This window comes from Achromobacter spanius (genome assembly GCF_002812705.1).
Lineage (GTDB): Bacteria > Pseudomonadota > Gammaproteobacteria > Burkholderiales > Burkholderiaceae_B > Achromobacter > Achromobacter spanius.
In genome coordinates this window covers 352,031-370,623 of sequence record NZ_CP025030.1, presented here as the reverse complement: position 1 = coordinate 370,623, position 18,593 = coordinate 352,031, and the positions used below count along the sequence as shown (strand labels likewise).

The following is an 18,593-nucleotide window of genomic DNA, read 5'->3' as shown; positions in this document are numbered from 1 at the left end:
GCTGATATCACCCCAGCCGCGCCAGCGGTGGGTTTGCGGTGAAGTAGCGTTGGATGCCGGTCATCATGGCTTGCGCCAGCTTGTCCTGATGTGAATTACTCCGCAGCAAAGCTTCTTCCTGCGGGTTGCTGATGAAGGCCGTTTCAACCAGCACGGACGGAATGTCCGGCGCCTTCAGCACGGCGAAGCCGGCTTGTTCAACGCTGTTCTTGTGCAGGCGGTTGATCTTCTTGATCTCGTCCAGGAAGGCGTTGCCGACCTTGAGCGAATCATTGATCTGCGCGGTGGTGGACAGGTCCAGCAGCACCTTGGCGACCTGGCGGTCGTGGCTGCCCAAGTTGACGCCACCGATCAGGTCGGCCGCGTTTTCCTTGTCGGCCATCCAGCGCGCCTGAGCGCTGGTGGCGCCACGCTGCGACAGCGCAAACACCGATGAACCATTGGCCGACGGCTTGACCCAGGCGTCCGCGTGGATCGAGATGAACAGGTCGGCATTCACCCGGCGCGCCTTCTGCACGCGCACATGCAGCGGCACGAAGTAATCGTCGTCACGGGTCAGATAGGCGCGCATGTAAGGCTGGCTGTCGATCAGCGCTTTCAGGCGACGCGCAATGCGCAACACCACGTCTTTTTCGCGCAGGCCGCTGCGGCCGATGGCGCCCGGGTCTTCGCCGCCGTGGCCCGGGTCCAGCGCGATGGTCAGCGTGCGCTGCTTGCCGCGGCTGGCGGTGCCGGTAGGCGGCTTGGGCGCGGTCGGCAGCGGCGGGGCGGGTTGCTGCCCGCGCACGCGCGGAGGTTCGGGCGGGTCGGCACGGGTGACCGGATTGCGCTGGATGTCTTCCAGGATGCGCGCCAGCGGATCGTCGACGTCGGGGCCGCTCTGGTTCAGGATGGCGATAAGCGGATCCTGGGCGACCTTCGGATACAGGTCCAGCACCAGGCGGTACTGGTAGTCGGCCACGGGCTTGAGCGTGAACACCTGGGGCGCCACGGGCTGCTTCAGGTCGAACACCAGCCGCACCACGTTCGGGCGGTTCTGCGCCACGCGCAGGCTTTGGATATAAGGGTCGTCGGGCCGGACCTTGGACACCAGGTCGTTCAGGGCCGAGCTAAGGGTCAGTCCCTCGATGTCGACCACCAGCCGGTGGGGATTTTCAAGGGTGAATTGTTCCGCCTTGAGCTCACTGTCGAGCTCCAGCGTGACACGGGTGTATTCATCAGCCGGCCAGGTCCGGACAGCCAGAATCGTTGCCGCCTGCGCCAAACGAGGCAGGACCGGCAAGACGAGCAGCGTGGCGGCGACGCTGATCAGGCGGCGCCGGGTGGCGCCTGCGGAGGGAAGGGCGCCGTCTTGGGCGGGGGGACAATCGCGTTCAACCATGTTTGTCCTCGAGCGGTGTACGCGGTCAGGGTGGCGTCGCGGCCGTCATCGGCATAAGCCAGTGAAATGAGCAAGTCGGGAGGGGGCAAAAGGCCCTCGGCCCGCTCCGGCCATTCGATCAAAACCACCGCGTCTTCACGCAGTAAATCCCGAAATCCTGCGTCTAACCATTCGCGCGAATCACTAAATCTATAAAAATCAAGATGATAGAAGTATAAGTTAAAAACTTTATAGGATTCAAGCAGCGCGTAGCTGGGACTTTTGATTCGGCCCGTCACGCCGCATTCGCGCAACAGGGCCCGGGTGAAGGCTGTTTTGCCCGCGCCCAGGTCTCCTTGCAGGTGAATGCAAGCGCCCGCGGGGCCAGTCTGTCCCCCTGAAACCAAGGGGGCAAGCTGGCGCGCAAGCGATTCCGTGGCGGCTTCGTCGGGCAGGTGCAAGGTCAGGGTGCAAAGAGGGGCGGACATGGCGCGGGGCGAGTGGTAAAAAACGGTGGAGAGATCACGGATTGCCGCAATTATAGGAATGCGGGTTTCTGCTAATCTTATAAGTGATTGCTATTCTCAATTGTCGCTTCGGGCGGACACCGCCACTTGCGACTGACAGCCGCCACGGAGTTGTACGCGCCATGAAGACCCGCATCGAAAAAGACACGTTTGGGCCCATCGAAGTCCCCGAGGATCACCTCTGGGGCGCCCAAACGCAACGTTCGCTGCATTTTTTCGCGATTTCCACCGAAAAAATGCCTGTGCCGCTGGTTAACGCGATGGCCCGCCTGAAGCGCGCGGCCGCCAAGGTCAACGCCGAACTCGGCGAACTGGATCCGACGATCGCCGACGGCATCATGCGCGCGGCCGACGAAGTCATCGCCGGCAAATGGCCCAACGAGTTTCCGCTGTCGGTCTGGCAAACGGGCTCGGGCACTCAAAGCAACATGAACATGAACGAAGTGCTGGCCAACCGCGCGTCCGAACTCCTGGGCGGCGTGCGCGGTGAAGCGCGCAAGGTGCACCCGAACGACCACGTCAACCGCGGCCAATCGTCCAACGACACCTTCCCGACCGCCATGCACGTGGCGGCCGCCGTCGAAGTCGAGCATCACCTGCTGCCTTCGCTGAAACAGTTGCGCGCGACCCTGGCCGAGAAAAGCGCCGAGTTCTATGACATCGTCAAGATCGGCCGTACCCACTTGCAGGACGCGACGCCGTTGACGCTGGGCCAGGAACTGTCGGGCTATGTGGCGCAACTGGACCTGGTTGAGCAGCAGATCCGCGCGACCTTGCCCGGCTTGCATCAACTGGCCATTGGCGGCACGGCGGTGGGCACGGGCCTGAACGCGCATCCGCAATTCAGCGCCAAGGTGTCGGCCGATCTGGCGCATGCCACGGGCACGGCTTTTGTGTCGGCGCCCAACAAGTTCCAGGCGCTGGCCTCGCACGAAGCGCTGCTGTTCGCGCACGGTGCGTTGAAGTCGCTGGCGGCCGGCTTGATGAAGATCGCCAACGACGTGCGCTGGCTGTCCAGCGGTCCGCGCTCGGGCCTGGGCGAAATCAGCATTCCGGAAAACGAACCGGGCAGCTCCATCATGCCGGGCAAGGTCAACCCGACGCAGTGCGAGGCCATCACCATGCTGGCCGCGCAAGTGCTGGGCAACGACGTGGCCATCAATATCGGCGGCGCCAGCGGCAACTTTGAACTGAACGTGTTCAAGCCGCTGGTGATCCACAACTTCCTGCAATCGGTGCGCCTCTTGACCGACGGCATGGCCAGCTTCAATGCGCATTGCGCGGCCGGCATCGAGCCCAACCACGAACGCATCGCAGAACTGGTGGATCGTTCCCTGATGCTGGTGACGGCGCTGAACCCGCACATCGGCTACGACAAGGCCGCGCAGATTGCCAAGAAAGCGCACAAGGAAGGCTTGTCGCTGAAGGAATCGGCCTTGGCGCTGGGTTACGTGACCGAAGCGCAGTTCGCCGAATGGGTGGTGCCTGGGTCGATGACCAACGCGCACAAGTCGTAATCGGCGCGACCGGCAGCTGCTACCGTGGCTGCCCGGATGGCCCGCACCAGATGGTCGCCCTCGACGGGCGGCAATTTTTTTGCAGCGATCAAGCCTACGCGGTCAGCAGCAGCCACAGCGGAATCGTGGCGGCCGAGAACAGCGTGCCCAGCGAAATCAGCACCGCCACCATCCGCCCGTCGCCGCCCATGCGCATGGCCAGCACGTAGGCGGCGGACGCGGTGGGCAAGGCGGCAAACAGCAGCAGCATGCGCGCTTCAAGCGGGGGCAGGCCCACTAGCCGCGCCACGCCCAGGGCCACCGCGGGCAGCGCCACGAGCTTCACGGCAAGCATCCATGTGATCAATGCGCCGTAGCCCTTGCCGCCTTCCCACGCCAGGCTGGCGCCCACGCACAGGATCCCCAGCGCCAACGCCGCCGCGCCCAGCCGCGCCAGCACCGTATCCACGGGGCCGGGCAGTTGCAGGCCGGCCAGGTTGCAGGCCAGCCCCAACAGCGTCGAGACAACCAGCGGATTACGCGCCAGTTCACGCAGCAGGTTGCCGCCGTTGTGGCGCGCCAGCCCGTAGACCGCGGCCACGTTGGCCATCGGCACCGCGAAGCCGACGATCAGCGCCATCACCGTCTGCCCTTGCGAACCGGCCAGGCTGGCCGACAGCGCCAGCCCGATATAGGTGTTGAAGCGGTAACCGCACTGCGCCGATGAGGCCAGCCCCAGCGAGGACGGCCGCAGCACCAGGCCCGCCAGCCACGCCATGGCCACGCCCGCCACGATCACGGCCGCCGTGGCCTGCAGCAGCAGGGCGGCGTTGCCGGCCGTGATGGGGGTACGAAGAATGGATTGGAACAGCAGCGCGGGGAACAGCACGAAGTACACAAGGCGCTCGGTGCCCGCAAAGAATTCGCGTGAAAAACCCAGCTTGTGACGTAGCGCCCAACCCAGCGCAACCAGCATGAAATCAGGGAAAACCAGAAGGGCAACCGACATGGGACCAGGGTGTTTTTGTAGGGGCGCGGGCCGGGATCGGCGCGCTATGCGGGTGTAAGCATTTGCTGCTATTCTCCGTCATTCTGGCGGGCGCGTCTGCCACAAGCAACTCATAAAAGCAGCGCCACACACGCTGCACAGAAGCAATGCGCTCCCACCGTTATCTGCTGGCCCGTCTACAGACGAGACCATCTCAAAACGGTCCGTTTACATACGGGCTCGCACTCTTGGAGGAAACACACCTATGAATAAAGTTCGCTCCCTGGCCTTGGCTATCGCCGTGGCGACCGGCGCCGCCGGCACGCTTGGCGCTTCCGTTGCGCATGCCGCCGACAAGTACCCCAGCAAGCCGATCCGCGTGATCGTTCCTTTCGCGCCGGGCGGATCCACCGACATCATCGCGCGTCTGGTGACCCAGCGCATGAGCCAGGAACTTGGCCAGCCGATGGTTGTGGAAAACAAGGGTGGCGCAGGCGGCGCCATCGGCGCGTCGGAAGCCGCGCGCGCCGATGCTGACGGCTACACGCTGTCCATCGCCACGGTGTCGACCATGGCCGTCAACCCGGCCTGCCGTCCGAAGGACCTGCCGTACGACCCGATCAAGGACTTCCAGCCGGTCACCAACTTCGCCAACACGGCCAACGTGGTTGCCGTGAACCCGAAGTTCCCGGCCAAGGACTTCAAGGGCTTCATCGAAGAACTGAAGAAGAACCCGGGCAAGTACTCCTACGGCAGCTCGGGCACTTGCGGCGTGCTGCACTTGATGGGCGAATCGTTCAAGATGGCAACCGGCACCGACATCGTGCACGTGCCGTACAAGGGTTCGGGCCCGGCCGTGGCGGATGCCGTCGGCGGCCAGATCGAAATCCTGTTCGACAACCTGCCGTCGTCGATGCCGCAGATCCAGGCGGGCAAGCTGCACGCCATGGCCATTGCATGGCCTGAGCAGATCTCCTCGATCAAGGGTGTGCCCACGTTCAAGGAAGCCGGTTTCCCGGTGTTGAACCAGCCGGTCTGGTACGGCCTGCTGGCCCCCAAGGGCACGCCGATGGAAGTCGTTAACAAGCTGCGTGACGCCGCCGTCGTGGCCCTGAAGGACCCGAAGGTCATCAAGGCGCTGGACGACCAAGGCTCGGCGCCGTCGGGCAACACGCCGGAAGAGTTCGCCAAGGAAATCAAAGAGCAGTTTGACTGGGCGCAAGACGTTGTGAAGAAGCAGAACATCAAGCTGGATTGATGCGGCATGGGGCCGGCCCCTGGGCCGGTTTCCAACGCCAGTAAAAACGGGCGCCTTGAATTTCAAGGCGCCCGTTTTATTTTGGTGGCGTCGCGTCCCTCACGCGGGCGTGTCCAGCGATGCCATGCGCGCGGCGCAGGCGGCGCGCAGCCGGTCGATCAGGTCGCGGTGCAGGGCGGACAAGGGGTCCTGGTTACGCACCATGATGCTGATCGGCACGCGCAGCGCGGGCTCCAGGCGGCGCAGGCTCATGCCGGGGCGCAGCATGGCCTGGGCGGTGATGGCGTCGACGATGGCGTCGCCGCAGCCCGCGTCGACCAGCGCGCAGGCCACGTAATGCGTCTGCACCTGGATAGCGACTTGTGGCGCCAGGCCTTGCGCATCCAACGCCATCTGCAGCAGCGCGCCCGAGGCATCGCCTGCGTCCAGCACGATCAGCGTGTCGCCCTTGGGGTCGGCCAGTTCAGACAGGCGCATCGGCCCGGTGGCGGGCCTGCGGCTCAGGTGCACCAGCTCGGTATGGCCCAGGCCCATGCGCGTCAGGCCGGGGTAGTCGTTGGTGTCGAAGGTAATGGCCAGGTCCAGTTCGCGCGTCAACAAACCCTGCACCAGTTCCGCGCTGTGATGCGTGTGGATGTCGAAGGTGATGCCGGGTTGCGCATCGCGACTTTCGCGCACCACGTCGGGCAGCAAGCCCAGGCCCAGCGCGGGCGCGCAGCCCAACCGCAAGTGCCCGTTCGGCCGGTCGCGCAGGCTGGCGACCAATCGGCGCACGCTGTTCAAGTCCTGGTTCAGGCGCGCGACTTCGGGCGTCAGGATTTCGGCCTCGCGCGTGGCGACCAGGCGCCCCTTCACGCGCTCAAACAGCTTGAAGCCGAGTTGGGTTTCGGCGTGCGCCAGCAGCTTGCTGGCGGCGGGCTGCGAGATATGCAGCGCGGCGGCGGCCTCGGTCAGGGATCCGGTACGGCGGATCGCTTCGAAAATCTCGATGTGGCGCAGGCGCATGTCAGGGCAGGGAAGAGGGACCGGAACCGCGATTCTATGTCGGGTTGACGGCGCGGGACACCCGGGCCGATGATGAACGCCTGCCGGCATGCCGGCGCCACCTTGGAGTTGACCATGCGCGCTTCCCGCCACGCCGCCGCCATTCTTCTTGCCGCCACCCTGGCCGCCATGCCGGCCGTTTGGGCACGTACCCCAGCGGCGGCGGAAGATCGCAACCCCGAAGCGGCCAGCGGCGCCCAGGCGCGCGAACTGGTCCGCGCGCCGCAATACATGATGGTGTCCGCCAACCCGCTGGCCACGCAGGCAGGCGACGACATGCTGCGCGCGGGCGGCTCGGTGGTGGATGCCGCCATTGCCACGCAGCTGGTATTGAATCTGGTGGAGCCGCAATCGTCAGGCATTGGCGGGGGCGCGTTCGTCGTGCTGTATTCGGCCAAGGCCGGCCGCATCCAAACCTATGACAGCCGCGAAACCGCGCCCGCCGCGGCGCGCCCGGACCGCTTCCTGGACGCCGAGGGCAAGCCGCTGCCTTTCGCGCAGTCCGTGAACAACGGCATGGCGGTCGGCGTGCCGGGCTTGCTGCGCGGCCTGGAACTGGCGCACAAAGAGGCAGGCGTGCTGCCCTGGGCCGACTTGTTCCAGCCCGCCATCCGGCTTGCCGAACAAGGCTTTGCCGTGTCGCCGCGCTTGCACACGCTGCTGGCGGGCAACAAGGCGCTGCCGAAGCAGGCGGCCGCCGCCGCGTACTTCTATGCGCCGGATGGCTCGCCCTGGCCGGTGGGACATGTGTTGAAGAACCCCGAGTTTGCGCGCACCTTGCGCGTGGTGGCCTCGCAGGGCGCCGATGCGTTCTACCAAGGTGATATCGCGCGCGACATCGTGGCGGCGGTGCACGGCCACGCCACGCCCGGCGACCTGAGCCTGGCGGACTTGGCGAACTACCGCGCCAAGACGCGCGACCCGGTGTGCGGCGCGTATCGCGGCTACCAACTGTGCGGCATGGCGCCGCCCAGCAGCGGCCCCATCGCCGTGTTGCAGATGCTGGGCGAGCTGGAACAGTATCCGATGTCGACGTATGCACCGGGTTCGGTGCAGGCGGTGCATTATTTTTCCGAAGCCGGCCGGTTGGCGTTCGCCGATCGCGATTTCTATGTGGCGGATCCGGACTTCGTCGATGTGCCGGTACGCGCCTTGTTGAACCCGGCCTATCTGCGCGCGCGCGGCGCGTTGATCCAGCCTGATCGCAGCATGAAGGTCGCGCTGCCGGGCGACCCGGAAGGCAAGCTGCTGACGCTGGGCCGCGACAACGCGTTGGAGCTGCCGTCCACCAGCCATCTGGTGGCGGTGGACAAGCAAGGCAATGCGCTGTCCATGACAACCACCATCGAAAGCGAATTCGGCAGCAAGATCTTTGTGCGCGGCTTTTTGTTGAACAACGAAATGACGGACTTCTCTTCGTCGTTCAAGGACCCTGAAGGCAGGCTGGTGGCCAACCGTGTCGAACCGGGCAAACGGCCGCGCAGTTCGATGGCGCCGATCATCGTGCTGCGCGACGGCAAGCCTGTGATGTTGGTGGGGTCGCCGGGTGGCAGCGCCATCATCAACTACGTGGCCAAGACGATTGTGGGCGTGCTGGATTGGGGCTTGGACATCCAGGCCGCGATTGCGCTGCCCAACATGGGCAGCCGCAACAAAGAAACGGAACTGGAAAAAGGCACGCCGCTCGAAGCGCTGGCCCCCGCGCTGGAAGCCATGGGGCACCCGGTGCGTATCACCGAATTCCCCAGCGGCATCCATGGCATTGTCATCGACGCCAATGGCCTGCAGGGCGGGGTGGACCCGCGCCGCGAAGGCTTGGCCAAGGGCGGCTGAGCCGGTTTTTATTCCATCGCGGACGGGTCGATTTCCATGCGCGCTTCCTTGCGACGCGCCAGATAGGTCACGCCCCACATCACCACTCCCAGCAGCAAGAGCCAACCCGCCACTTGATACTGGATGACGTCGCGGCCGGTCAGCGGCGTGACCAGGAACAGGCAGGCCGCCGCGCCCAGCCACGGGATGATGCGGTTGATGCGGAAGTGTTCGTGCTTGACCTCGTCGCGTCGCAGGACCAGCACCGCGACGTTGACGAAGGCGAACACGCCAAGCAGCAGCAGGGCGGTGGTGCCGCCCAGCGCGCGGATGGCTTCCGAATCCGCCAGGGCCACCAGGATGATCAGGCCAAACGCAAGGGCGGTGGTGAACAGGATGGCCGTCCACGGCGTCTGGTTCTTGCGGTGCACGTGCGCCAGGAACGACGGCAGCACGCCTTGGCGCGACATGCCGTAAAGCAGGCGGCTGGCCATCATCATGTTGATCAGCGCGGAGTTCGCCACGGCAAACATCGAGATCACGGGCATGATGTATTCCACCGGCAAGTCCGGCGCGGCGCGCTTGACCACCAGCACCAGCGGCGTCGAGCTCTTGGCCAATTCACCCACCGGTACCAACGCCACCGCGCATATCGACACCAGCACGTAGATCACGGCGGTGATGCCCAAGCCGGTCAGCATGACCTTGGGAAAGATGCGGCTGGGTTCGTGCGTTTCTTCGGCCATGTTGACCGAATCCTCAAAGCCCACCATGGCGAAGAACGCCAGTGCGGTAGCGGATGTGACCGCCAGGAATACGCTCTTGTCCTCGGGCGTGTCAAACGCGATCACGCGCGAGAAATCCGCCTGCCCGCCCGCCATGGCGTAGAAGCCCAGCAAGATCACCATCAACAGGCCCGACAATTCGATCAGGGTCAGCACGACGTTGGCCTTGACGCTTTCGGTTGCGCCGCGCAGGTTCACCAACATCACCAACAGCATGAAGCCCAGCGCGCCGAACGTGATCCAGGCTTTGTCGGCTTCGATGCCGAAGGCCGCGAACAGGTTGGCCGCAAAGGCCTGCGATGCCGTGGCGGCGGATGTCAGCCCCGAGCTCATCACGGTGAAGCAAACGATAAAGGTCAGGAAGTGCACGCCGAAGGCTTTGTGCACATAGAGTGCCGCGCCGGCGGCCTTGGGGTACTTGGTGACAAGCTCCAGGTAAGACAGCGCGGTCAGCAACGCCACGGCGAAAGCGACCAGGAAAGGCACCCACGCCGCGCCGCCAACTTCGGCGGCCACCTGGCCGGTCAATGCATACACGCCCGTACCAAGGATGTCGCCAACAATGAACAGCAACAATAGTTTGGCGCCCATCACGCGCTTGAGCGGCGCATGCTCCGTTATGGAAGGGGCAGTCGTTTCGTTCGTGGCCATATTCTTTTCTCCTCTTTCTTGGACTTTGGGGGGAGGCGACCCGAAAAGTCTAAGGCGAGGAGGATGCAGACAGTGCTACAGCGGTGCAACGAAATGTCTTAGTTGTTGGGATTCGTAGGATGGGTGCAGCGCGAGAGGACAGTCAAAAAAACCCAAGTGCAATCCGCGCGAAACCCATCAAGCAGCGGTGGAGTCTGGGGAAGCTTGGCCACACGGTTGTGTGGCTGAATCAGCCTGGGTTCTGGCGCTGCATGATGGGTTTCGCGCGAACGTCTTTCGCGTTCTTGTGACCTTTCCCGCGCGCTGCACCCATCCTACGGTTTCACATCAGGTCGGGATTCGTAGGATGGGTGCAGCGCGAGAGGAAAGGCCAGAAAGACCCAAGTGCAATCCGCGCGAAACCCATCAAGCAGCGGTGGAGTCTGGGGAAGCTTGGCCACACGGTTGTGTGGCTGGATTAGCGCTGGTTCCGGCGCTGCATGATGGGTTTCGCGCGAACGTCTTTCGCGTTCTTGTGACCTTTCCCGCGCGCTGCACCCATCCTACGGTTTCACATCAGGTCGGGATTCGTAGGATGGGTGCAGCGCGAGAGGAAAGGCCAGAAAGACCCAAGTGCAATCCGCGCGAAACCCATCAAGCAGCGGCGGAGTCTGGGATACCTTGGCCACACCGATGTGTGGCTGAATCAGCCTGGGTTCCGGCGCTGCATGATGGGTTTCGCGCGAAAGGCTTCAGTGTTCTTGTGACCTTTCCCGCGCGCTGCACCCATCCTACGGTTTCACATCAGGTCGGGATTCGTAGGATGGGTGCAGCGCGAGAGGACAGTCAAAAAAACCCAAGTGCAATCCGCGCGAAACCCATCAAGCAGCGGTGGAGTCTGGGATGCCTTGGCCACACCGATATGTGGCTGAATCAGCCTGGGTTCCGGCGCTGCATGATGGGTTTCGCGCGAAAGGCTTCAGTGTTCTTGTGACCTTTCCCGCGCGCTGCACCCATCCTACGGTTTCACATCAGGTCGGGATTCGTAGGATGGGTGCAGCGCGAGAGGACAGTCAAAAAAACCCAAGTGCAATCCGCGCGAAACCCATCAAGCAGCGGTGGAGTCTGGGATGCCTTGGCCACACCGATATGTGGCTGAATCAGCCTGGGTTCCGGCGCTGCATGATGGGTTTCGCGCGAACGTCTTTCGCGTTCTTCTGACCTTTCCCGCGCGCTGCACCCATCCTACGTATTGAATTCACGCCTTCAGCGCTGGCGGCAACTGTCGCAGCGTAGCCGGTGTACGCGACAGTTTGATGGGTGAGCCTACGCCTTTGTATTCGCCTTGCTCCAGCAACATGCCGCGATGCTTCGTGTGTGGGTGCGCCAAGGCCTGGTCCACCGTTTGCACGGCGGCGGCGGGGACGCCTGCGCGTAGCAGGCGGTCGGCCAGCGCGGCCGCGTTTTGGCTTGCCAGCAGCCCCGACAATTCATCCCGCAAGGCTTGCCGGTTTTGCAGGCGATCGGCATTTGTCGCATAGCGTGCATCCGCGGCCAGCGCCGGCGCTTCCAGCACCTGCGCCATCAATGCAAACTGCCGGTTATTGCCCACGGCAAGAAACAACGGGCCGCTGGCGGTAGGCAGCGTTTCGTAGGGCGCGATGTTCGGGTGCGCGTTGCCGCTGCGTTTGGGCACATTACCGCTGTAGAAATAATTGGCCGCGTGCGGGTGCAACAGCGATAGCGCGCAGTCGTACAGCGTGATGTCCAGGAATTGGCCCAGGCCGCTGCGATGGCGTTCGTTCAGTGCCAGCAGCACGGCGACCGCGGCGTTCAGCCCGGTCACCATGTCCACCACCGGCAGGCCGACGCGCGTGGCCTCGCCGTCGGCTTCGCCGTTCACGCTCATCAAGCCGCACATGGCTTGCGCGCAGGCGTCGTAGCCGGGCAGCCCGCCCAACGGGCCGTCGGCGCCGAAGCCGCTGACGCGGCAATGCACCAGCTTGGGAAAGGCCTGGCTCAAGCTGTCATAACCCAACCCCCACTTTTCCAGCGTGCCGGGCTTGAAGTTCTCAACCAGCACGTCGGCGTCGGCCAGCAGATGGCGCAGCAGTTCCTGGCCGGCAGGCTGCGACAAGTCCAGCGTCATGCCTTCCTTGTTGCGGTTCACGCCAATGAAGTACGACGCGGTGTCGCCCAGGAAGGGTGGGCCCCAGCCACGGGTTTCGTCGCCGCCGGGGGGCTCGATCTTCAGCACGTCGGCGCCGTGGTCGGCCAGTATCTGCGTGCAATACGGGCCGCCCAGCACGCGCGACAGGTCGATCACTTTGCAGCCGGCCAGCGCGCCGGCGTTCGGAAGAGTAGGGGCCATGGAATCTCTGCTTCAGTCGATGGAAACGTTGGCGCTCTTGATAAGCTCGCGCCACTTGGGCACTTCGGCGGCGATGAAGTCGGCCAGGCCTTGCGGCGTCTGGTCCTTGGCCGCCACGATGCCTTGCGAACGCAGCGCCTGCTCGACGGCGGGGTCCGACAGCGCAACCTTGAACGCCTGGTTCAAGGTATTCACCACGTCGGCCGGCGTGCCCTTGGGCGCGACGATGCCGAAGAAGACGCTGACGTCATAGCCCTTGAGCCCCTGCTCGGACAAGGTGGGCAAATCCGGCAGCGCGTCCGAGCGTTGCGCGCTGGCCAGGCCGATGGCGCGCAGCTTGCCGGCCTTGACGTGGGGCAGGGCCGTGAGGATGTCGGTGAACGACATGGACACCTGCCCGCCCAGCAGGTCGTTCAGCGCGGGCCCCGTGCCCTTGTAGGGGATGTGCATGATGTCGGTGCCGGCCATCTTGTTGAACAGGATACCGGCCAGGTGCGACGACGCGCCGTTGCCCGACGAGGCGTAGCTGAGCTTGGTGGGGTTCTGCTTGGCGTAGGCGATCAGCTCTTGCACGTTGTTGGCCGGCACCGACGGGTTCACCACCAGGATGTTGGGCAGATGGCCCAGGCGGATGATGGGCGCGAAGCTGGTTTCAGGGTTGTAGCCCTGGTTCTTGTACAGGCTGACGTTGATGGCCAACGGGCCGGACGTGCCGAACAGAATCGTGTAGCCGTCGGGCTTGGCCCCCGCCACGTATTCCGATCCGATATTGCCGCCCGCGCCGCTGCGGTTTTCAACAATCACGTTTTGCTTGAGCGGCTCGCGCAGCTTCTCGGCCAGGCGGCGCGCCATGGCGTCGGTCGGCCCGCCCGGCGGGAACGGCACGATCAGCGTGATGGGGCGGGCGCTGGGAAAGGCCTCGGCCGCCAGCGCGGACGTGGCTGGCATGACGGCGGTGGCCGCAGCCATCAGCAAGGGGGCAAGAATGCGTTTCATGGTGGTGTCTCCTGTGGGGAAGGCGCGCCGGCTGTGCCGCCGGCGTCGGATTACAGCGCGTACTGCAAGATGGCCTGGCAGGCCGCGCTTTCGTTGGGGGGAATGGCGTAAGGGTCGCGTGGCGCCAGGCGGTGCAGCAGCACCTGGTCGGCCAGTTGCGCGCGGCTTTCCAGCCCGGCACCCGTGGCTTCCCAGCGCAGCGCGGCCATGGACACGGCGTGGTACAGCAGCGATGCGGCCTGACGGGCCAGTTCGTCATGGTCGCCCGCCGCCGCCTGCTCGGCCAGCGTAAAGCTCTTGGCCAGCGCGTCCGCTTGCAGCGCGGCCAGGGCGGGCGGGCAGGGTACGCCCGCCGCCAGCAACTGGTCGATGTGGGCACGCAGGGCGGGCAGTGAATTTTCTTTCTTGATGGCACGCAGCACATCCAGCGCCACGATGTTGCTGGTGCCTTCCCAGATGGAGCCCAGATGCGCGTCGCGCACCAGGCGCGGCTCGGTCCATTCCTCGATATAGCCGCAGCCGCCGCGCACTTCCATCGCGTCGCCCGTCACCTTGCGGGCGTCGCGGCAGGCGCGGAACTTGATCAGCGGCGTCAGGATGCGGGCAAGCGCCGGGTCGGCCATGCCCTGATCGGCGTCCGCCAGCGCGCGCGCCGTCTGGAACATGACACTGCGCGCCTGTTCCGCCCATACCGTCATCTTGACCAGTTGGCGTTGCATCAGCGGCATGTCGATCAGACGCTTGCCGAAGGCGCGGCGGTGCTGCGACACGTAGATCGCTTCGGTCACCGCGCGGCGCATCAGCCCGGCTGCGCGCATGCCGTTGGACAGGCGCGAATTGTTGATCATGTCGGCCATCTGCTTGAAGCCGCGACCACGTTCGCCCACCAGCCAGGCTACGGCCCCTTCCAGGCGAATCTCGCCGCTGGCCATCGAGCGCGTTCCCAGCTTGTCCTTCAAGCGCAGGATGCGGTAGTGGTTGTGGCTGCCGTCGTCCAGGTCGCGCGGCAGCAGGAAGAGCGACACGCCCTTCAGGCCCGGCTCCGGCTCGCTGCGCGCCAGCACCATGGCAAAGCCCGCGTCGGGATTCGAGCAGAACCACTTGTCGCCATGAATGCGCCAGGTGCCGTCGGCTTGCGCTTCGGCGGTCACTTCCGTGGCGCTGACGTCCGACCCCGCGCCCTGTTCCGTCATGAACATGGCGCCTTGGCGCAGCGCGTCGAAATCCTGGGTGGTGACTTGCGTCAGCACGCGCTCGACCAGCGCGGGGTCGCCGAACTTGCGCAGCGTGCGCGCCAGCGAATCCGTCATGCTGACCGGGCAACACAGGCCGAATTCCGCCTGCACGAACAGGTGGCTCAGCGCGTACTTGGCGCTGGCCGGCATGGGTTCCGGCCAGCCCAGCACGCCGCCACGATGCGACAGCGCGGCCAAGCCGAATTCGCTGTAGGCCAGGCGTTCCAGCTCCACATAGGCAGGATGCTTGTCGACGCGCGATTCGTCCGCGCCCGCACGGCTGCGCACGGACAGGGTGGGCGGATGCTTGTCCGCCGTGGCGGCCAGTTCGTCCATCACGCCGCCGGCCAAGCCCCCCAGCCGTTCCAAATGCGGCAGCAGATGCGTGTGCAGCGCGGCGGGCAGGTAGCGCTGGCTCAGCGCGGCGGCATAGGGGTCCGCGCTGAACAGATTCAGGCCGCGCGAATCCGGAACGGGCGTGGCGGGGGCGGGGGCAACGGGGCGGGCGGGGGCGTCCATGGCGGCATCCTGCAAAAAACGGGGAAGATGGCCGATGTTGCGTGGGTGCATTAATCTATGCAAATACCGATTTTGTGTAGAACAATCCATAAAAAATATAGATAAGGGGAGACCATGGATCTGGACCCGCGCCTGTTGCGCTACTTCATCGCGGTGGCCGAAGAGCGCCACTTCAGCCGCGCCGCCACCCGGCTGCATATTTCCCAACCCCCGCTTAGCTACGCCATCCGCCAACTGGAAGACAACGTCGGCGCCCGCCTGCTGGCGCGTACCAGCCGGCACGTGGAACTGACCGACGCGGGCCACGTGCTGTACCGCGAGGCCCTGACGCTATTGCGGCAGGCGGAAGAGGTGCGCACGCTGGTGCAAAGGGTGGACGCGGGCTTGCGGGGCCGGCTGCGCATCGGCTTCGTGGGGTCGATGCTGTATCGCGGCCTGCCGACGCTGTTGAACGTGATGCGGGCGGAGTTGCCCGACGTTGAGCACGTGCTGACCGAACTTAATTCGCATGAGCAGATAGAAGCCGTGCGGCGCGGTGAACAGGACCTGGGCTTCATCCACGCCAACCCGGTGCCCGACGAGGTACTGGCGCGCGACCTGATCGCCGAGCCGTTCGTGGTGTGCCTGCCGGACTCCCATCCGCTTGCCGGGCGCCAGTCACTGCGGCTGGCCGAACTGGCAAGCGATGATTTCGTCTTCTTCGCCCGCGCGGCGTCCCCCAGCTATTACGAAACCGTGCTGTCGATGTGTGTGGCGGCGGGCTTCATGCCGGTGATCCGGCACGAAGTGCGGCATTGGCTGAGCGTGGCGTCGCTGGTGTCGCAGGGCTTGGGCGTGTCGATCGTGCCGGCCTGCCTGTCGCGCAGCGGTCTGGCCGGCACGCGCTTCATCACCTTCGCGCATGAAGCGCGCTCGATCAGCCAGGTGATCTGGCACGCCGGCGCGCGCACGCCCTTGCAGCAAAGGGCGATGGCGCTGGTGGAACGCCAGTTTCTACCGGACGCGGCGCAGGCCGCGTCCGACTGAAGATCAACGAATCAGCGGAACACCACGGTCTTGTTGCGGTTCAGCAGGATGCGGTGTTCCACATGGCTGCGCACCGCGCGCGACAGCACCAGCGATTCAATATCGCTGCCCACTTGGGTCAGGTCGGCCGCCGTCATCGTGTGGTCGACCCGCTCGATGTCCTGGTCGATGATCGGGCCTTCGTCCAGGTCCGACGTCACGTAGTGCGCGGTGGCGCCAATGATCTTCACACCGCGCGCATGCGCCTGGTGATACGGGCGCGCGCCCTTGAAGCTGGGCAAGAAGCTGTGGTGGATGTTGATGGCGCGGCCGTTCAGCGCGCGGCACATGTCCGCTGACAAGATCTGCATGTAGCGGGCCAGCACCACCAGGTCGGTGTTGGACTGGTCGGCAATGGCTAGCACCTGCTTTTCCTGTTCGGCCTTGGTGTCCGGCGTAACGGGCAGGTAGTGGAACGGAATGCCGTAGGACGCGGCCAGGCTGGCGTAGTCGTTGTGGTTCGACACAATCGCCGCCACTTCCGCGTGCAAATGCCCGCTATGCACCCGGAACAGCAGGTCGTTCAGGCAGTGGCCTTGCTTGCTGACCATGATCAGCAGGCGCTGCTTGCGGCGCGCGTCGTGCAGCTTCAGGTCCATGCCGTAATCCACCGACAGCGTATCCAGCCGGGCGCGCAGGTCGTCGGGGTTCACGGCCACGGGCAGGTCGAAGTGCACACGCAGGAAGAACTGGCCGGTTTCCTCGTCGCCGAACTGCTGCGAATCCAGGATGTTGCAACCCAATTCGAACAACAGGCCGCTGACGCGGTAGACGATGCCGGTGCGGTCGGGGCAGGACAGGGTCAGGATGTAGTCGTTGTGCTGCATGGTGCGGGAATAGGCCAGGGTAAGGATAAAGAGGGATGGGCGGAATCAGGCGGCAAGGCGCGCCAGGGTTTCTTCCGCCAGGGCCAGGCTGGAGGTCAGCCCGGGAGATTCAATGCCGAACAGGTTCACCAAGCCCGGCACACCATGCACGGCGGGGCCGGCAATGACGAAGTCGGCGGCGGGCTCGTGCGGGCCCGAGATCTTGGGCCGGATGCCGGTGTAGCCGGGCGCCAGCGCGTTGTCGGGCAGGGCCGGCCAGTAGCTGCGCACGGCTTCATAGAACACATCGGCGCGGGCCGGGTCCAGCGTGTAGTCTTCGGTGCCGATCCATTCGGTGTCGGGGCCGAACTTCGCCTGGCCGCCCAGGTCCAGCGTCAGGTGGACGGCCAGGCCGGCGTGTTGCGGCACGGGGTAGATCAGGCGCGAGAACGGGGCGCGGCCCGACAAGGTGAAGTAGCTGCCCTTGCACAGGTAGTCGGTGGGGATGCTGGCCGCTGGCACGCCGTCGATGCGGCGGGCTAGCGCGGGCGCTTGCAGCCCGGCGGAATTGATCAGCACGTTGCAGGTCAGCGTCATGGCTTCATCGCCGCCGAATTGCAGCTCGAAGCCGCCTTCGGGGCGTACGCGGCCAGACACCAGCGGCGTGTGGAAGACGCATTGGGCGCCGGCGTTTTCGGCGTCGCCCTGGAACGACAGCATCAGGGCATGGCTATCCACGATGCCCGTGGACGGCGACACCAGCGCGGCGGCGCATTGCAGCGCGGGTTCCAGGCGCATGGCTTCTTCGCCCGAGATGAATTGCAGGTCGTCCACGCCATTGGCGCGAGCGCGCTGCGCAATGCCTTCCAACTGGGCCGCCTGGTCGCGGTCGGTGGCGACGATCAGCTTGCCCAGGCGCTTGTGCGGCACGCCGCGTTCGGCGCAATAGCCGTACAGCAGATGCTTGCCGCGCACGCACAGGCGCGCCTTCAGGCTGCCCGCGGGGTAGTAGATGCCGGCATGGATGACTTCGGAATTGCGCGAGCTGGTGCCGGTGCCGATGGCCTCGGTGGCTTCGGTCACCAGCACTTCGCGGCCGGACTGGGCCAGCGCGCGCGCGATGGCCAGGCCGACCACGCCCGCGCCGATCACGATGCAATCCACATCCGCGCTCATGGTGCTTTCCTTTCAGAGCGTGTGCCGGCTGGCGTCAGGTCGAAGCCGCCCGCGTGAAACACCAGCGGCGGCTCGTGGCTGTGGCCGCAGCGTTCTACCTCGCCCACCATGATGATGTGGTCGCCTTCTTCGTAGCGGCTGCGGTTGCGGCATTCGAACCAGGCGGCGCAGTGGCCGTCCAGCATCGGCGTGCCGCCCGGCGCATAGTGCACCGTCAGGCCGGCATAGCGGTCGGGCGTCTTGCCGGTGGCGAAGCGCCGCGCCAGCGCGATCTGCTCGGCGCTCAGTACGTTGACCACATAACGCTCGCATTGCTCGAAGATCGCCAGCGACGATGAGGCGCGTGACAGGCTCCAGAGGATCAGCGGCGGGTTCAGCGATACCGAATTGAACGAGCTGACCGTCAGGCCGATGGGGGCGCCATCAAGCCCGGCGGCCGTCACGACCGTTACGCCGGTGGCGTAGCGGCCCAGCGCGGTGCGGAAAAAAGCGGCGTCAAAATCAGGGGAGGAGGCGGGCATGCAA

The 18,593-nt window shown here is 65.1% G+C and carries 15 protein-coding genes; 4 read left to right on the top strand and 11 right to left on the bottom strand.

Features of this window, described 5'->3' with window-relative positions:
* Positions 1 to 7: 7 nt before the first annotated feature.
* Positions 8 to 1,381 (bottom strand): N-acetylmuramoyl-L-alanine amidase, encoded by a 1,374-nt coding sequence (locus CVS48_RS01800; protein ID WP_145964667.1) that lies wholly within the window; start codon positions 1,379 to 1,381, stop codon positions 8 to 10.
* Complete coding sequence (gene tsaE, locus CVS48_RS01795) at positions 1,309 to 1,848, bottom strand: tRNA (adenosine(37)-N6)-threonylcarbamoyltransferase complex ATPase subunit type 1 TsaE (RefSeq protein ID WP_100853001.1); 540 nt, start codon at positions 1,846 to 1,848, stop codon at positions 1,309 to 1,311. The genes CVS48_RS01800 and tsaE overlap by 73 nt, the downstream gene beginning before the upstream one ends.
* A gap of 161 nt (positions 1,849 to 2,009) precedes the next feature.
* On the opposite strand from tsaE, the gene fumC reads away from it, so the two are divergent.
* A complete protein-coding gene (fumC, locus tag CVS48_RS01790) occupies positions 2,010 to 3,404 on the top strand; it encodes a class II fumarate hydratase (RefSeq protein WP_100853000.1) in 1,395 nt (464 codons plus the stop codon).
* Positions 3,405 to 3,498: 94 nt separating this feature from the next.
* Here fumC and CVS48_RS01785 read toward each other — a convergent pair whose 3' ends face one another.
* Positions 3,499 to 4,392, bottom strand: a complete 894-nt coding sequence (locus tag CVS48_RS01785; protein WP_242001125.1) for an AEC family transporter — start codon at positions 4,390 to 4,392, stop codon at positions 3,499 to 3,501.
* Between the two features lie 244 nt (positions 4,393 to 4,636).
* Here CVS48_RS01785 and CVS48_RS01780 point away from each other — a divergent pair, with 244 nt between their 5' ends.
* Positions 4,637 to 5,629, top strand: a complete 993-nt coding sequence (locus CVS48_RS01780; RefSeq protein WP_100852998.1) for a tripartite tricarboxylate transporter substrate binding protein BugE — start codon at positions 4,637 to 4,639, stop codon at positions 5,627 to 5,629.
* A 99-nt stretch (positions 5,630 to 5,728) separates the two neighbouring features.
* On the opposite strand, the gene CVS48_RS01775 is transcribed toward CVS48_RS01780, so the two are convergent.
* Positions 5,729 to 6,634: a LysR family transcriptional regulator gene (locus CVS48_RS01775; protein ID WP_100852997.1), complete on the bottom strand. Its 906-nt coding sequence runs from the start codon at positions 6,632 to 6,634 to the stop codon at positions 5,729 to 5,731.
* 114 nt (positions 6,635 to 6,748) lie between these two features.
* On the opposite strand from CVS48_RS01775, the gene ggt reads away from it, so the two are divergent.
* A complete protein-coding gene (gene ggt, locus CVS48_RS01770; protein WP_100857469.1) occupies positions 6,749 to 8,506 on the top strand; it encodes a gamma-glutamyltransferase in 1,758 nt (585 codons plus the stop codon).
* Between the two features lie 8 nt (positions 8,507 to 8,514).
* On the opposite strand, the gene CVS48_RS01765 is transcribed toward ggt, so the two are convergent.
* The 4 genes from CVS48_RS01765 to CVS48_RS01750 form a co-directional block, all read right to left on the bottom strand.
* Positions 8,515 to 9,921 (bottom strand): APC family permease, encoded by a 1,407-nt coding sequence (locus CVS48_RS01765; protein ID WP_100852996.1) that lies wholly within the window; start codon positions 9,919 to 9,921, stop codon positions 8,515 to 8,517.
* Between the two features lie 1,237 nt (positions 9,922 to 11,158).
* Positions 11,159 to 12,271 carry a CaiB/BaiF CoA transferase family protein gene (locus tag CVS48_RS01760; protein ID WP_100852995.1) on the bottom strand — a complete coding sequence of 371 codons (1,113 nt, stop codon included), beginning with the start codon at positions 12,269 to 12,271 and terminating at the stop codon, positions 11,159 to 11,161.
* Between the two features lie 12 nt (positions 12,272 to 12,283).
* Positions 12,284 to 13,267 (bottom strand): Bug family tripartite tricarboxylate transporter substrate binding protein, encoded by a 984-nt coding sequence (locus CVS48_RS01755; protein ID WP_100852994.1) that lies wholly within the window; start codon positions 13,265 to 13,267, stop codon positions 12,284 to 12,286.
* Between the two features lie 50 nt (positions 13,268 to 13,317).
* Positions 13,318 to 15,021, bottom strand: coding sequence for an acyl-CoA dehydrogenase family protein (locus tag CVS48_RS01750; protein ID WP_100857468.1), 1,704 nt, complete (start codon positions 15,019 to 15,021; stop codon positions 13,318 to 13,320).
* A gap of 114 nt (positions 15,022 to 15,135) precedes the next feature.
* Here CVS48_RS01750 and CVS48_RS01745 point away from each other — a divergent pair, with 114 nt between their 5' ends.
* Positions 15,136 to 16,047 carry a LysR family transcriptional regulator gene (locus tag CVS48_RS01745; RefSeq protein WP_100852993.1) on the top strand — a complete coding sequence of 304 codons (912 nt, stop codon included), beginning with the start codon at positions 15,136 to 15,138 and terminating at the stop codon, positions 16,045 to 16,047.
* An 11-nt stretch (positions 16,048 to 16,058) separates the two neighbouring features.
* Here the strand turns inward: CVS48_RS01745 and purU are convergent, their stop codons facing one another.
* From purU to CVS48_RS01730, 3 genes are read right to left on the bottom strand one after another with little or no spacing between them, the layout of a single operon-like run.
* Positions 16,059 to 16,913 carry a formyltetrahydrofolate deformylase gene (gene purU / locus CVS48_RS01740; RefSeq protein WP_100852992.1) on the bottom strand — a complete coding sequence of 285 codons (855 nt, stop codon included), beginning with the start codon at positions 16,911 to 16,913 and terminating at the stop codon, positions 16,059 to 16,061.
* A 45-nt stretch (positions 16,914 to 16,958) separates the two neighbouring features.
* On the bottom strand, positions 16,959 to 18,068 hold the full coding sequence (locus CVS48_RS01735) for an NAD(P)/FAD-dependent oxidoreductase (protein WP_100852991.1): 1,110 nt from the start codon (positions 18,066 to 18,068) through the stop codon (positions 16,959 to 16,961).
* Positions 18,065 to 18,589: a flavin reductase family protein gene (locus CVS48_RS01730; protein ID WP_050448957.1), complete on the bottom strand. Its 525-nt coding sequence runs from the start codon at positions 18,587 to 18,589 to the stop codon at positions 18,065 to 18,067. Before CVS48_RS01730 ends, CVS48_RS01735 begins: the two co-directional genes overlap by 4 nt.
* Positions 18,590 to 18,593: the final 4 nt, after the last annotated feature.

Excerpts from the sequence above, each read along its gene's own strand:
- CVS48_RS01800 (WP_145964667.1), bottom strand. The coding sequence starts at position 1,381 with ATGGTTGAACGCGATTGTCCCCCCGCCCAAGACGGCGCCCTTCCCTCC.
- tsaE (WP_100853001.1), bottom strand. The coding sequence starts at position 1,848 with ATGTCCGCCCCTCTTTGCACCCTGACCTTGCACCTGCCCGACGAAGCC.
- fumC (WP_100853000.1), top strand. The coding sequence starts at position 2,010 with ATGAAGACCCGCATCGAAAAAGACACGTTTGGGCCCATCGAAGTCCCC.
- CVS48_RS01785 (WP_242001125.1), bottom strand. The coding sequence starts at position 4,392 with ATGTCGGTTGCCCTTCTGGTTTTCCCTGATTTCATGCTGGTTGCGCTG.
- CVS48_RS01780 (WP_100852998.1), top strand. The coding sequence starts at position 4,637 with ATGAATAAAGTTCGCTCCCTGGCCTTGGCTATCGCCGTGGCGACCGGC.
- CVS48_RS01775 (WP_100852997.1), bottom strand. The coding sequence starts at position 6,634 with ATGCGCCTGCGCCACATCGAGATTTTCGAAGCGATCCGCCGTACCGGA.
- ggt (WP_100857469.1), top strand. The coding sequence starts at position 6,749 with ATGCGCGCTTCCCGCCACGCCGCCGCCATTCTTCTTGCCGCCACCCTG.
- CVS48_RS01765 (WP_100852996.1), bottom strand. The coding sequence starts at position 9,921 with ATGGCCACGAACGAAACGACTGCCCCTTCCATAACGGAGCATGCGCCG.
- CVS48_RS01760 (WP_100852995.1), bottom strand. The coding sequence starts at position 12,271 with ATGGCCCCTACTCTTCCGAACGCCGGCGCGCTGGCCGGCTGCAAAGTG.
- CVS48_RS01755 (WP_100852994.1), bottom strand. The coding sequence starts at position 13,267 with ATGAAACGCATTCTTGCCCCCTTGCTGATGGCTGCGGCCACCGCCGTC.
- CVS48_RS01750 (WP_100857468.1), bottom strand. The coding sequence starts at position 15,021 with ATGGACGCCCCCGCCCGCCCCGTTGCCCCCGCCCCCGCCACGCCCGTT.
- CVS48_RS01745 (WP_100852993.1), top strand. The coding sequence starts at position 15,136 with ATGGATCTGGACCCGCGCCTGTTGCGCTACTTCATCGCGGTGGCCGAA.
- purU (WP_100852992.1), bottom strand. The coding sequence starts at position 16,913 with ATGCAGCACAACGACTACATCCTGACCCTGTCCTGCCCCGACCGCACC.
- CVS48_RS01735 (WP_100852991.1), bottom strand. The coding sequence starts at position 18,068 with ATGAGCGCGGATGTGGATTGCATCGTGATCGGCGCGGGCGTGGTCGGC.
- CVS48_RS01730 (WP_050448957.1), bottom strand. The coding sequence starts at position 18,589 with ATGCCCGCCTCCTCCCCTGATTTTGACGCCGCTTTTTTCCGCACCGCG.